The 13,530-nt window shown below is 56.1% G+C and carries 11 protein-coding genes; 7 read left to right on the top strand and 4 right to left on the bottom strand.

Going from position 1 to position 13,530, the window contains the following annotated elements; translation table 11 throughout:
- The first annotated feature begins 239 nt into the window (after positions 1-239).
- From fhuA to fhuB, 4 genes are read left to right on the top strand one after another with little or no spacing between them, the layout of a single operon-like run.
- Positions 240-2,477: a ferrichrome porin FhuA gene (gene fhuA / locus WFK85_RS11815; protein WP_336707830.1), complete on the top strand. Its 2,238-nt coding sequence runs from the start codon at positions 240-242 to the stop codon at positions 2,475-2,477.
- A 48-nt stretch (positions 2,478-2,525) separates the two neighbouring features.
- Positions 2,526-3,323: a Fe3+-hydroxamate ABC transporter ATP-binding protein FhuC gene (gene fhuC / locus WFK85_RS11810; protein ID WP_008460370.1), complete on the top strand. Its 798-nt coding sequence runs from the start codon at positions 2,526-2,528 to the stop codon at positions 3,321-3,323.
- Positions 3,323-4,222, top strand: a complete 900-nt coding sequence (fhuD, locus tag WFK85_RS11805) for a Fe(3+)-hydroxamate ABC transporter substrate-binding protein FhuD (RefSeq protein WP_166993591.1) — start codon at positions 3,323-3,325, stop codon at positions 4,220-4,222. Before fhuC ends, fhuD begins: the two co-directional genes overlap by 1 nt.
- Complete coding sequence (gene fhuB, locus WFK85_RS11800; protein ID WP_336707858.1) at positions 4,219-6,198, top strand: Fe(3+)-hydroxamate ABC transporter permease FhuB; 1,980 nt, start codon at positions 4,219-4,221, stop codon at positions 6,196-6,198. Before fhuD ends, fhuB begins: the two co-directional genes overlap by 4 nt.
- A 107-nt stretch (positions 6,199-6,305) precedes the next feature.
- Here fhuB and hemL read toward each other — a convergent pair whose 3' ends face one another.
- Positions 6,306-7,586 (bottom strand): glutamate-1-semialdehyde 2,1-aminomutase, encoded by a 1,281-nt coding sequence (hemL, locus tag WFK85_RS11795; RefSeq protein WP_008456900.1) that lies wholly within the window; start codon positions 7,584-7,586, stop codon positions 6,306-6,308.
- Between the two features lie 177 nt (positions 7,587-7,763).
- Between hemL and clcA the strand changes: the two genes are divergently transcribed.
- Both clcA and erpA read left to right on the top strand, forming a co-directional pair.
- Positions 7,764-9,185: a H(+)/Cl(-) exchange transporter ClcA gene (clcA, locus tag WFK85_RS11790; protein WP_166993595.1), complete on the top strand. Its 1,422-nt coding sequence runs from the start codon at positions 7,764-7,766 to the stop codon at positions 9,183-9,185.
- 80 nt (positions 9,186-9,265) lie between these two features.
- Positions 9,266-9,613: an iron-sulfur cluster insertion protein ErpA gene (gene erpA / locus WFK85_RS11785; protein ID WP_008456903.1), complete on the top strand. Its 348-nt coding sequence runs from the start codon at positions 9,266-9,268 to the stop codon at positions 9,611-9,613.
- Positions 9,614-9,663: 50 nt separating this feature from the next.
- Here erpA and WFK85_RS11780 read toward each other — a convergent pair whose 3' ends face one another.
- The 3 genes from WFK85_RS11780 to mtnN are packed head-to-tail and all read right to left on the bottom strand — an operon-like array spanning position 9,664 to position 11,798.
- The gene (locus tag WFK85_RS11780) at positions 9,664-10,284 is read right to left on the bottom strand and encodes a TRIC cation channel family protein (protein WP_008456904.1); all 621 of its coding nucleotides are present in this window, start codon (positions 10,282-10,284) and stop codon (positions 9,664-9,666) included.
- Between the two features lie 22 nt (positions 10,285-10,306).
- Positions 10,307-11,107 (bottom strand): vitamin B12 ABC transporter substrate-binding protein BtuF, encoded by an 801-nt coding sequence (gene btuF / locus WFK85_RS11775; RefSeq protein ID WP_008456905.1) that lies wholly within the window; start codon positions 11,105-11,107, stop codon positions 10,307-10,309.
- Entirely contained in the window at positions 11,100-11,798 is a 699-nt protein-coding gene (gene mtnN / locus WFK85_RS11770; RefSeq protein WP_166993601.1) for a 5'-methylthioadenosine/S-adenosylhomocysteine nucleosidase, read from the bottom strand. The genes btuF and mtnN overlap by 8 nt, the downstream gene beginning before the upstream one ends.
- 94 nt (positions 11,799-11,892) lie before the next feature.
- Here mtnN and dgt point away from each other — a divergent pair, with 94 nt between their 5' ends.
- Positions 11,893-13,407, top strand: a complete 1,515-nt coding sequence (gene dgt, locus WFK85_RS11765) for a dGTPase (RefSeq protein ID WP_336707834.1) — start codon at positions 11,893-11,895, stop codon at positions 13,405-13,407.
- The last annotated feature ends 123 nt before the right edge of the window (positions 13,408-13,530 follow it).

Raw genomic sequence — 13,530 nt, 5'->3', positions numbered from 1 at the left:
CAAACCTCTCCCTAACCGGGGGAGGTTTTTTTTGCTTTTTTGTCCGCCATAACGCGTTTCTTATCTTAAATTTCACGCCCAATTAACACCACATAAACCATCTGGTTATTTCTTATTCCCTTAATAAGCCTGAGGGTGTGAGGTGCTTGCTATGCAGCCAGCGTTTCGTCTATTATCCTGCGGGCATAATAATAATTATCGTTTACGTTATCATTTACCACTTCACCAGAGAAAATATCATGGCGCGTTCACTCCCAGGTCAGCCAGCCAAAAACCCTGTCCGTAAGCTTGCCCTGTTTGTGGCGGCGGCGGTGGGCACCGTCAGCGTTAACAGCTTCGCGGCGGACACCGGCACGACCAAAAAAGAAGACACCATCACCGTTTCAGCCGCCGCAGTGCCTGCCGAAAGCGCATGGGGGCCATCGCCAACCATCGCCGCTAAACGCAGCGCCACGGCGACCAAAACCGATACCCCCATTGAAAAGACCCCGCAGTCTATTTCGGTGGTGACCAGCGAAGAGATGCAGATGCATCAATTCCAGTCTGTGAAAGAAGCGCTGGGCTATACGCCGGGCGTAACGGTTAGCAGCCGTGGTGCTTCCAATACCTACGACTTTGTCATTATCCGTGGTTTTTCATCCGTGGGCCTGAATCAGAATAACTATCTGGATGGCCTGAAAATGCAGGGTGATTTCTATAACGACGCGGTCATTGACCCTTATATGCTGGAGCGCGTGGAGCTGATGCGCGGTCCAACTTCCGTGCTGTACGGCAAAAGCAGCCCGGGCGGTATTGTGAATATGGTCAGCAAGCGTCCGACTACCGAGCCGCTGCATGAAATTCAGTTCAAAATGGGCACGGACAACCTGTATCAGACAGGCTTTGACTTCAGCGATGCCCTGGATGATGCGGGTGTTTATTCTTATCGCTTGACCGGCGTTGCGCGCTCTAATAACGAGCAGCAGGATAATGCCAAACAGAAACGTTATGCCATTGCACCCTCTTTCTCATGGCGTCCTGACGACAAGACAAACTTCACCTTCCTGTCTTACTTCCAGAATGAGCCTGATACAGGCTATTACGGCTGGCTGCCGAAAGAAGGTACCGTTCAACCGTTGCCAAACGGTGGGCGTCTGTCTACCAGCTTCAACGAAGCGGCAACTAACAATAGCTATTCCCGTAACCAGAAAATGGTGGGCTATAGCTTTGAACATGGTTTCGACGACACCTTTACCGTGCGTCAAAACCTGCGTTTCTCTGAAATGAAAGTTGCTCAACAAAGCGCTTATGGTACCGGGTTGTGCAACAACAGCATGAATGCTTTCAATGTCTACTGTCAGGCACTGACTGCAGAGCAAAAAGCTCACTATTTAGGGCGTGGTACCGTTGTTGATAATGAACGTCTGCAAAACTTTAGCGTAGATACTCAGCTACAGAGTAAATTTGCAACCGGGGCTATCGATCACACGCTGTTAACCGGTGTGGATTATATGCGCATGCGTAATGACATTAGCGCTCTGTTTGGTAATGCACCTCCCCTCGATCTAAACAATCTGCCCTCAATGAGCGATGTCGATTTTGGCAGCGCTGTGCCTTACCAGATGAACGAAAGTAAGCAAACGGGTCTTTACGTGCAGGATCAGGCGGAGTGGAACAAGTGGGTGATGACGCTGGGTGGACGCTATGACTGGTCTAAACAGGCAACCACAGTTCGCAGTGATAACGGTTATATAGATCGTAATGATCACCAGTTTACCTGGCGCGGTGGAGTTAACTACCTGTTCGACAACGGAATCTCTCCGTACTTCAGCTACAGCCAATCCTTTGAGCCGAACGCGTTCAGTCTCTACAGCACACCTCGTGTGGCCTATCAGCCATCCAAAGGTGAGCAGTATGAAGCTGGTGTGAAATATGTGCCTAAGGATATGCCGATCGTTGTGACGGGTGCAGTTTATCAGTTGACGAAAACCGATACCCTGATGACTGATCCGACGAACGCTCTGAATCAGGTTCCGGCGGGCGAAGTCCGTGCGCGTGGCGTAGAGCTGGAAGCGAAGGCGGCGTTGAACGCCAACATTAACGTGACGGCTTCCTACACATACACCGATGCGCAGTACACTAAAGACACGACCCTTCAGGGCAATAGCCCGGTTCAGGTTCCTAAACATATGGCTTCCCTGTGGGGGGATTACACCTTCAACAGCGGCATCCTGAGTGGCCTGACGCTGGGGACTGGTGGACGCTTTATCGGCTCCAGCTACGGTGACCCGGCTAACACCTTCAAGGTGGGCAGCGCTGCGGTTATGGATGCGGTCGTGAAGTATGACCTCGGTCGCTTCGGCCTGAACGGCTCCAGCATTGCGGTCAACGTGAATAACCTGCTTGACCGTGAATACGTTGCCAGTTGCTTCGACACCTACGGTTGCTTCTGGGGCGCTGAGCGTCAGGTGGTTGCTACCGCGACCTTCCGCTTCTAACTTGTCTCCCGGGCACGGTTCGCCGTGCCCTTCACTAAGATGGCTACCATGCAGGATAAACAGCTTCATCCCGACACGACTTTTAGCCTCACTGATGTCACGTTTCGCGTGCCTGGCCGCACGCTACTCCATCCGCTGTCTATCACCTTCCCGGTGGGTAAAGTCACTGGCCTGATTGGCCATAACGGCTCCGGTAAATCGACGCTGCTGAAAATGCTGGGTCGCCACCAGAAACCTTCTGAAGGTGAAATTCTGCTGAACTCGCAGCCGCTGGATAGCTGGGGCAGCAAAGCTTTTGCCCGGCAGGTGGCCTATCTTCCCCAGCAGCTTCCTGCCGCTGAGGGCATGACGGTGCGTGAGCTGGTTGCGATTGGTCGTTATCCGTGGCATGGGGCTTTAGGGCGTTTTGGGGTGGCTGACCGTGAGCTGGTGGATGAGGCAATCAGTCTGGTAGGGCTGAAGCCGTTCGCGCATCGTCTGGTGGACAGCCTGTCCGGCGGCGAGCGCCAGCGGGCATGGATCGCCATGCTGGTGGCGCAGGATAGCCGCTGCCTGCTGCTGGATGAGCCGACCTCTGCGCTGGATATCGCTCATCAGGTGGACGTGCTGGCGCTGATCCATCGCCTTAGCCAGGAGCGCGGCCTGACGGTGGTTGCCGTTCTGCACGACATTAATATGGCTGCGCGGTACTGCGACAATCTGGTGGCGCTACGCGGTGGCGAAATGATCGCGCAAGGGACGCCGGAAGCCTTAATGCAAAGTGATACGCTGGAGCATATCTACGGTATTCCGATGGGCATCCTGCCGCACCCGGCGGGGGCTGCGCCGGTGAGTTTTGTTTATTGATGAGCCGTATGAATGACTTTATTTTAACCCGTCGCCGCCTTTTGGCGGCGATGGCGCTTTCACCGCTGCTGCTAAAATTACCTGCCGCGCAGGCGGCGGTGCCGGATGCAAAACGCATCATCGCCCTGGAATGGCTGCCCGTTGAGCTGATGATGGCGCTCGGCGTCACGCCGATGGCCGTCGCCGACATCCCTAATTACCAAATCTGGGTGAACGAACCTAAGCTGCCGGAAGGCGTGATTGATGTTGGCCTGCGCACCGAACCTAACCTCGAGCTGATGGCGCAGCTAAAACCATCGCTGATTCTCTATTCTGCGGGCTACGGCCCTTCGCCGGAAAAAATCACCCGTATCGCCCCTGGGCTTGGGTTCAATTTTAACGATGGCTCCGGCAAGCCGCTGGATATTGCGCGTAAATCGCTCATTCAACTGGGGGATACGCTGGGTATGCAGCAGGCCGCCAGTCGGCATCTGGCCGAATTTGATGCGTTTATTGCCAGCATGAAGCCTCGCTTTGCCGCGCGCGGCAATCGTCCAGTGCTGCTGATGTCATTTTTGGATAATCGCCATGCGCTGGTGGTGGGCAAACATAGTTTGTTCCAGCAGGTGATGGATTTGCTGGGGGTGACGAATGCCTGGCAAGAAGAAACGAACTTCTGGGGGACGGCGGTTGTTGGGATTGAACGCCTTGCGTCGATCAAAGACGCCGATGTGCTGTGCTTCGACCATAGAAACGAAGCGGTAGCCCGCCAGGTAACGGCCACGCCGCTGTGGAAAGCGATGCCGTTTATCCGCCAGAACCGTTTTCAGCAAGTTCCCGCCGTCTGGCTTTATGGCACGACGATGTCGGCTATGCACTTCGCCCGCGTGCTGGACGATGGCCTGAGGAGCCTGACCTGATGAAACGTCACGTTATTTTCTCCTCCAGCCTGCTGCTGGTGCTGTTTGTCTGCGCGCTATGGCTGACGCTGCATAACATGCATGGCGTTTTACCCTCTTCGCAGTGGCGCAGCGCTTTTGTCGCGCCGGACATCGACAATGTTCAACAGATGCTGTTTCACTTCAGCTTGCTGCCGCGTCTCGCAATATCGCTGTTGGTTGGTGCCGGGCTGGGTCTCGTCGGCGTGCTGTTCCAGCAGGTGCTGCGCAATCCTCTGGCGGAGCCGACAACGCTTGGCGTAGCCAGCGGGGCTCAGCTTGGCGTCACGGTTGCTACGCTTTGGGTGCTGCCGCTGGCTGCCCAGCCCTTTGCGGCGCTGATTGGTGCGGCAGTCGTTGGCCTGCTTGTCTTTGGCGTCGCCTGGGGCAAGCGGATGTCGCCGGTCACGCTGATTCTTGCGGGCCTGGTGCTGAGTCTTTATTGCGGGGCGGTCAACCAACTGCTGGCAATCTTCCACCATGACCAGCTGCAGAATATGTTCCTGTGGAGCACTGGATCGCTCAATCAACAGGACTGGAGCAGCGTTGAGAGTCTGTGGCCACGCCTGCTGGGCGGCCTGCTGCTAACGCTGCTGTTGCTGCGTCCGTTGACGCTGATGGGACTGGATGATGGCGTGGCGCGTAATCTGGGCCTCGCGCTTTCGCTGGTCAGGCTGGTGACGCTGGCGCTGGCGATTGTGATCAGTGCTCAGCTGGTTAATGCGGTCGGGATCGTTGGTTTTATCGGGCTGTTTGCGCCGCTGCTGGCAAAAATGCTGGGGGCTCGGCGCCTGGTTGCTCGTTTGTGCCTGGCTCCGCTTATTGGGGCGCTGATTCTCTGGCTGTCTGACCAGGTGGTAGTTTGGCTTTCCAGCGTGTGGGGTGAAGTCTCTACCGGGACGGTCACTGCGCTGATTGGCGCACCTATCCTGCTGTGGCTGCTGCCTCGTCTGCGTACCAGCGGTGCGCCGTCCATGAGCGCCGGAGATCATGTTCAGGCTGAACGCCAGCGTGTGCTGCTTTGGGTGGCCACGGGACTTGGCATTCTGCTGCTGGTGATTGCCGCCGCGCTGGCACTGGGGCGTGACGCACACGGCTGGCGATGGTTAAGTGGTGCGCTCTTTGACGATGTGCTGCCGTGGCGCTGGCCGCGCGTTATGGCGGCTTTGACCGCAGGCGTGATGCTGGCAGTTGCGGGCTGCCTTATCCAGCGGTTAACCGGCAACGCGATGGCAAGTCCGGAAGTCTTGGGTATTAGCTCCGGCGCGGCCTTCGGCGTGGTGTTGATGCTGTTTATTGTGCCGGGGAACGCGTTTGTCTGGCTGTTGCCGGCGGGCAGTCTTGGGGCGGCGGTAACGCTGCTGATCATCATGATGGCTGCCGGACGAGGCGGGTTTTCTCCTCAGCGTATGCTGTTGGCCGGGATGGCGCTCAGCACCGCCTTTACCATGCTATTGATGATGCTGATGGCAAGCGGCGATCCGCGTATGGCGACGCTGCTGACCTGGATTTCTGGCTCGACGTATAACGTTACAGGCGAGCAGGCAGTCAGAACGTTGGGTGTCATGGTTGGGCTGTTAGCCATCACGCCGCTACTGCGCCGCTGGCTGGTAATTTTACCGCTGGGCGGTGCCACCGCACGGGCGGTGGGAATGGCGTTAACACCATCGCGCTTTGCGCTGCTGTTGCTGGCGGCAACGCTTACCGCCACGGCGACGTTAATCGTCGGCCCGCTGAGTTTTGTCGGGCTGATGGCGCCACATATTGCTCGCATGCTTGGCTTCCGCAGGGCAATGCCGCAGATAGCGATGGCCGGGATTTTTGGCGGGATGTTAATGATTCTGGCGGACTGGTGCGGCAGGATGATTCTTTTCCCGAATCAGGTGCCGGCGGGGCTGCTGGCAACATTTATCGGTGCGCCTTATTTCGTTTATTTGCTGAGAAAGCAGGGGCGGTAACCCCTCACCCTAACCCTCTCCCCAAAGGGGAGAGGGAACTGAAAAGAGCATAAATCTGCTGTTTTCCCCCTCGCCCTTCCAGGGAGAGGGCCGGGGTGAGGGTAAAATTACAGCTTCGCAAACACGCGGCGTGCCGCGTCGATGGTCCGCTGAATATCTTCTTTGCTATGCGCCACGGACATAAAGCCCGCCTCAAACGCGGACGGCGCAAGGTATACACCTTCTTCCAGCATCAGGTGGAAGAAGCGCTTGAAGCGCTCTACATCGCAGGCAACCACGTCTTTATAGCTGGTGACGGTTTCGGCATCGGTGAAGAACAGGCCGAACATGCCGCCGACGTTATTCACCACCAGTGGGAGGTTTTCTGCTTTAGCCGCATTCAACAGGCCGTTAGCCAGCATCTCCGTCAGCTCGGTCAGGGTCTGGTGAACGCCGGGCTGCGACACTTCTGTCAGGCAAGCGAAGCCCGCCGCCATGGCGATAGGGTTCCCGGAGAGCGTGCCCGCCTGGTAAACCGGGCCCGTTGGTGCCAGCGCGTCCATGATTTCGCGACGGCCACCGAAGGCGCCGACTGGCATCCCGCCGCCGATGATTTTGCCGAGGCAGGTCAGGTCTGGTTCGACATCGTAGTAAGACTGAGCGCCCGCCAGCGCCACGCGGAAGCCGGTCATCACTTCATCAATAATCAGCAGTGCACCAAATTCGTCGCACAGCGCTCGCAGGCCCGGCAGGAAGTCCGCATGCGGAGGAATACAGTTCATGTTGCCCGCGACGGGTTCAACGATGATACAGGCCACGTCCTGAGGATATTGCTCAAAGGCTTCGCGCACGGAGGCCAGATCGTTATAGGTGCAGGTCAGGGTGTGCTTCGCAAAGTCAGCCGGCACGCCCGGAGAGTTTGGTTGGCCGAGCGTCAGAGCGCCGGAACCGGCTTTCACCAACAGGCAATCCGCGTGGCCGTGGTAGCAGCCTTCGAATTTGATGATTTTATCCCGGCCAGTGTAACCGCGAGCGAGGCGGATAGCGCTCATGGTGGCTTCGGTGCCGGAGTTCACCATACGAACCATGTCCATGGTCGGCACCAGCTCACAAACCAGCTCCGCCATTTTCACTTCCATTTCGGTTGGCGCCCCAAAGCTCAGGCCGCGCTCAACGGCTTCAATGACCGCGTTGCGGATCGCCGGGTGGTTGTGGCCGAGTACCATTGGGCCCCATGAACCAACGTAATCGATATAGGCTTTACCGTCTGCGTCATACAGGTAAGCCCCGTCCGCACGCTCGATAAACAGAGGCACTCCGCCTACGCCAGTAAAGGCGCGTACCGGAGAGTTAACGCCGCCGGGAATGACCTGGCGGGCTGCGGCGTACAGGTTTTCAGACTTACTCATGAATCGGCTCCTGATTCGTGGAAATGGTGACAGCGGGCTATTCTATGTGAAACCTGCCTCGCGTTGAAATATTTGCCCAAATCAAACGTTACGGTTTATTAGCTAATTTAATAAGACGAAGGTCTTTTCTGTGGGTAAAATGCCCGCCTTATTTGTATGACTAACCGGTTCGGAACCATGAATTTAGCCCATAACTCTCTCGATCAGGCGCAAAGCGTCCAACAGCGTCGCGGAGCGATTCTGCGTCGTCTGATTGGCCAGGATAAAATGCCGCTAATGATTTTGCTGATGGCCGCGGTGGTTGGCACGCTGGCGGGCCTGGTCGGCGTGGCGTTTGAGAAGTCGGTTAACTGGGTGCTTCAGCACCGTATCGGTATGCTGGCGCAGGTCGCGGACAGCGCCTGGCTGGTATGGCCGCTGGCGTTTATCAGCTCGGCGCTGCTGGCGATGGTCGGCTATTTTCTGGTGCGTCGTTTCGCGCCTGAAGCCGGTGGGTCGGGCATTCCTGAAATCGAAGGGGCACTGGAGGATTTGCGGCCGGTGCGCTGGTGGCGCGTGATCCCGGTGAAATTCATCGGCGGGATGGGCACGCTCGGCGCGGGAATGGTGCTGGGGCGTGAAGGGCCGACCGTACAGCTTGGCGGTAACATCGGGCGTATGGTGACGGACATTTTCCGCATGAAAAGTGCGGAAGCTCGTCATTCGCTGCTGGCAACTGGCGCTGCTGCCGGGCTGTCTGCGGCATTTAATGCGCCGCTGGCCGGGATCCTGTTTATCATCGAAGAGATGCGTACCCAGTTCCGCTATAACCTGGTTTCGATAAAAGCGGTGTTTATCGGCGTGATTATGTCGAGCATCGTGTTCCGGATCTTTAATACCGAAACCACGGTGATTCAGGTGGGTAAGCTGGCGGATGCGCCGGTCAACACGCTCTGGCTGTATCTCATCCTCGGCATGATTTTTGGCATTGTCGGCGTGGTGTTTAACCGGCTGGTGATCGGCGCTCAAGATATGTTCCAGCGCATTCACGGCGGCAACATTAAGAAGTGGGTGCTGATCGGCGGGCTTATTGGCGGGCTTTGCGGTGTGCTGGGGCTTATTCAGCAGGCGGCGTCCGGCGGCGGGTTTAGCCTTATCCCGATTGCGGCCGTGGGGAATTACACCATCGGCATGCTGCTGTTCCTTTTCATCGCTCGGGTCATCACCACTTTACTCTGTTTCTCCTCCGGTGCACCGGGCGGTATTTTTGCCCCGATGCTGGCGCTGGGCACGCTGCTTGGCACCGCGTTTGGCACGGCTTGTGCCGCCTGGTTCCCCGCGTATCATCTTGATATGGGCACCTTTGCGATTGCCGGAATGGGAGCGTTACTCGCCGCCTCACTGCGTGCACCGCTCACCGCTATCGTGCTGGTGCTTGAGATGACGGATAATTACCAGCTCATTCTGCCAATGATTATCACCTGTCTTGGGGCGACACTGTTGGCACAATTTTTGGGCGGGAAACCGCTATACTCGGTGATTCTGGCAAGAACTCTGGCAAAACAAGAAGCTGAGAAAGCGCGAGCAGGCGAGCAGGCTTCCGCCGGGCAGAATACTTGAACGAATTACTCGGGTATTAGATAATGCCGCAAAAGTGCGGGTTGTTTTCTGCCCGACTTGTTAATTGTTGGGAGCAAAAAATGAGTGATGACGTAGTAGCGCTGCCGCTGCAGTTTACCGAAGCCGCAGCCAATAAAGTGAAAAGTCTGATTGCAGACGAAGAGAACCCGAATCTGAAACTTCGCGTCTATATCACCGGTGGTGGTTGCAGCGGCTTCCAGTATGGCTTTACCTTTGACGACCAGATCAACGACGGCGATATGACCATCGAGAAGCAGGGCGTTGCCCTGGTTGTGGATCCAATGAGCCTGCAATACCTGGTCGGTGGCGCGGTGGATTACAGCGAAGGCCTGGAAGGCTCCCGCTTCGTGGTGACTAACCCGAACGCGAAAAGCACCTGCGGGTGTGGTTCCTCCTTCAGCATCTGATAAGTTGCTGAAATAAAAAAGTCGCGTATCAAACGCGGCTTTTTTTATCGCTATTGTCGGTCATTTAGCGCAAAGGTCGGCAGTTTAAGGTGCCAGTAGATGGCCGCCAGGCGAATCGCCAGCGTGACCACCATACCAATCATACTGGCCTGCTCCAGCGGGACGTTAAAGGTGTGGTAAGCCGTGGCGTGGACGATACCGCCAATAATACAGGCGGTGGCATAAATCTCGGTGCGCAGAATCATCGGGACTTCACGAGCCAATACGTCGCGGATGATCCCGCCGCCTACGCCAGTGATTACGCCCATGCAGATTGCAACCAGCGGGCTGGCATGGGCCAGAAACGCTTTATTGACGCCGATGCCAACAAACACCGCCAGGCCGACGGCATCCAGCACGGGAAGTACCCACTTAGGCAGGCGTCGCGGCTGGCGAACCAGGACGATCGTCAGCATACAGGTCACCATGGCGACGACAAGGTCCGTGGGATCTTTCACCCAGAATACCGGGCCGTTGGCTAACGCCATATCGCGGATAGTTCCCCCGCCTACCGCGGTAACCACCCCAAGCACCAGCACGCCAAAGGGATCCATCCGCAGCTTTCCGGCCAACAAAACGCCGGAAATAGCGAACACGGCGGTACCGACAATATCCAGCCAATAGACCAGCATTTATGACCCTCAGAGCATGACGTTAAGCTTTCGCCAGCTCTTCGCAGAGCTGTTTTGCGGCGAGGATAATACGCGGGCCCGAGCGAGTAAACCAGTCATCATTCACGGCAATAACCGGAACTTTCAACTGATTACTCCAGAACTGCTGCACCGACGGAATATTGCTCGCATCGCCCGAGATAATAATAGCCTGCGGCTGACGCGTCAGAACCTGCTCGCGACTGACCTGCGGCCAGGGAACCCGGCTGTCAGCGAAAATATTGCGCCCACCGCAAAGCTCAACGACTTCGTTCTGAATGGAATCTTTGCTGGTGGTAAACAGCGGCTGCTGGCTGAACTGCAGGAACACTTTTTTGCTTTGGGTATGGCTGTAGCGAGTTTTTAGCTCTGCAAACTGCCGGGATAGCGTCTCTGCGGCTTTGATTGCCTTTTCTGGTGTTGGACTGAGCGGGGCTAGCTGACGCAGCGCGGCCTCAACGTCGGCAACGCTTTTAGGATCCAGCCAGATGACCTTAATGCCCAGCGAAACCAGTTGGTTTACCTGCCTGTCCGGGTTACCACCTCGCCAGGCGAGGACTGCGTCCGGTTTCAGGGCAACGATGCGCTCGAAGTTCACGCCCTGCCAGTTGGCTAACTGTTCAATCTGCTTTGCCTGCGGCGGGTAATCAGAGTAAGCGCTCACCGCAATAGGGGTGATACCGGCGGCGAAGGCCAGTTCTGTATTAGCGGGAGAGAGGGAGATGACCCGAGGCGCCGCAAACAGCAGCGCCGGGAGGCAAAGGAGCAGGGCGGTCGCCCCGCGCCAAAGGATGAGCTTAGCCACGAGCCAGGTGCTGAACCAGTTTTTCCACCATCAGGGTGGATTGCCTGGCGGCGACGGCCAGGAATTCTTCGAAGCTCAGGTGGGACTGCTGATCGGCCACGTCGGAGATGGCGCGTACAACCACAAACGGCGTGTTGAAGTTATGGCAAACGTGGCCGATGGCCGTCGCTTCCATTTCTACCGCCACGGCCTGCGGGAAGTTGTGGCGAATTTTTGCCAGCGCCACTGAGCCGTTAATAAACGCATCGCCGCTGACGATCAGGCCGCGAACCGCGTGCAGATCCAGCTCTTTAATGCAGGTTTCTGCTGCCTCAATAAGCTTTTTATCGGCAATGAAAGCTGCCGGGCAGCCCGCCATCTGGCCATATTCGTAACCGAAAGCAGTGACGTCAGCATCGTGATAGCGCACTTCTTCAGATACCACGATATCACCCACTTTCAGCGTCGGCGCCAGGCCACCTGCGGAACCGGTGTTGATGATCACGTCTGGCTTGCAGTGTTCCAGCAGCAGCGTAGCACCCATGGCCGCAGAAACTTTGCCGATGCCGGACTTCAGCAGCGCGACTTCAACGCCGTTCAGCGTCCCGGTATAAATTTCGCAACCGGCGATGCTCAGAGTGTGGCGGTTTTCGATTTTGTCACGCAGCAGCGTAACTTCTTCTTCCATTGCACCAATAATGCCTGCTTTCATAGAGATACTCGCTAATGTGGTGGAACATGACTCAATTTTCGGGGCATAGTCTATCATGGCATACAGTCTCCTTATCAACGGAACAGGAGTGGGCATGAGCGAAATAGACTTCCGCAAAAAAATTAACTGGCACCGACGCTTCCGCTCGCCCGAAGGAGAGAAGAGCGAACTTGAGATCCTGCGTATCTTCGAAAGCGATCGCGGCAGGATCATTAATTCTCCCGCAATTCGCCGCCTGCAGCAGAAAACGCAGGTCTTCCCGCTGGAGCGTAATGCTGCCGTGCGCACCCGTCTTACCCATTCGCTGGAGGTGCAGCAGGTCGGGCGCTACATTGCCAAAGAGATCCTTAGCCGCCTGAAAGAGCAGAAGGCGCTGGAGAAATATGGGCTGGATGAGCTAACTGGCCCGTTTGAAAGCATAGTGGAAATGGCCTGCCTGATGCATGACATCGGCAATCCGCCGTTCGGGCATTTTGGCGAGTCGGCGATTAACGACTGGTTCCGCCAGCGTCTGCAGCCGAAAGACAGCGGCGGACAGCCACGCAGTGACGATTGCTGCAAGGTGGATGTGCTCCGGCTGCGCGAAGGCGAAGAGGGATTAAATACGTTACGCAGCAAAGTTCGCCAGGACTTGTGCCATTTTGAAGGGAATGCGCAAGGCATCCGGCTGGTGCACAGCCTGCTGCGGATGAACCTGACCTGGGCGCAGGTCGGCTGCATTCTCAAATACACCCGCCCGGCCTTCTTTGCCCAAAAGCCGCCAGCAAGCCACGCTTATTTGATGAAGAAGCCGGGCTTTTATTTGTCGGAAGAAGGATACATCGAGCGCCTGCGCAAAGAGTTGAACCTGGGCGAGTACAGCCGTTTTCCGCTAACCTGGATCATGGAGGCAGCGGACGATATTTCTTACTGCGTGGCGGATCTCGAAGATGCCGTTGAGAAACGTATTTTCAGCGTCGAGCAGCTTTATCAGCATCTGAGCGAGTCCTGGGGCGAGCAGAAGAAAGGCGATCTCTTTGAGCTGGTAGTCAAAGATGCCTGGGAGAAATCCCGCACCAACCAAATGCGCCGCAGTGCGGAAGATCAGTTCTTTATGTACCTGCGCGTCAATACGCTAAACAAACTGGCGCCGTATGCAGCCCAGCGTTTTATCGACAATTTGCCTGAGATTTATTCCGGCGAGTTCAATCATGCGCTGCTGGAGGACGACAGCCCGTATGCCCGACTGCTGGAGCTGTACAAGCAGGTGGCCGTGCGGCAGGTCTTCAGCCACCCGGATATTGAGCAACTGGAGCTGCAGGGTTATCGGGTTATCAGCGGTTTACTGGATATTTACAGTCCCTTACTCGAGCTTTCAACGGAGGACTTCACGGAGCTGGTGAGCAAGGAAAGCCTGCGTCGTCTGCCTATTGAATCAAGACTTTTCCACAAACTTTCAACTAAACATAGGCTTGCCTATGTAGAAGCGGTGAGCGCTTTGCACCCGGCAAGCCTTGATTTTTCCGTGTGGGAATACTATTTCCGTGCAAGGCTTATTCAGGATTACATCAGTGGAATGACCGATTTATATGCCTGGGATGAGTATCGACGCCTGATGGCGGTGGAGTGAGTTTTCTCGGGAGTTTTGTAAAGATAGAGAATAAATTTTTACTTTTTCCATGCACTTAAGCGCTGAACTTAGCGCGTAAACTTCACTCTGAATGGTGTACCAACACAGCAATTTTGCGTTATT

The organism is Cedecea sp. VD22, assembly GCF_037150195.1.
Taxonomy (GTDB): Bacteria; Pseudomonadota; Gammaproteobacteria; order Enterobacterales; family Enterobacteriaceae; genus Cedecea.
The sequence above is the reverse complement of the archived record's forward strand: the minus strand, read 5'-3'. Positions and strand labels throughout refer to the sequence as shown.

Bases quoted from the DNA above. Each gene is read 5' to 3' on its own strand.
- fhuA (WP_336707830.1), top strand. From the start codon at position 240: ATGGCGCGTTCACTCCCAGGTCAGCCAGCCAAAAACCCTGTCCGTAAG.
- fhuC (WP_008460370.1), top strand. From the start codon at position 2,526: ATGCAGGATAAACAGCTTCATCCCGACACGACTTTTAGCCTCACTGAT.
- fhuD (WP_166993591.1), top strand. From the start codon at position 3,323: ATGAGCCGTATGAATGACTTTATTTTAACCCGTCGCCGCCTTTTGGCG.
- hemL (WP_008456900.1), bottom strand. From the start codon at position 7,586: ATGAGTAAGTCTGAAAACCTGTACGCCGCAGCCCGCCAGGTCATTCCC.
- clcA (WP_166993595.1), top strand. From the start codon at position 7,764: ATGAATTTAGCCCATAACTCTCTCGATCAGGCGCAAAGCGTCCAACAG.
- erpA (WP_008456903.1), top strand. From the start codon at position 9,266: ATGAGTGATGACGTAGTAGCGCTGCCGCTGCAGTTTACCGAAGCCGCA.
- WFK85_RS11780 (WP_008456904.1), bottom strand. From the start codon at position 10,284: ATGCTGGTCTATTGGCTGGATATTGTCGGTACCGCCGTGTTCGCTATT.
- mtnN (WP_166993601.1), bottom strand. From the start codon at position 11,798: ATGAAAGCAGGCATTATTGGTGCAATGGAAGAAGAAGTTACGCTGCTG.
- dgt (WP_336707834.1), top strand. From the start codon at position 11,893: ATGAGCGAAATAGACTTCCGCAAAAAAATTAACTGGCACCGACGCTTC.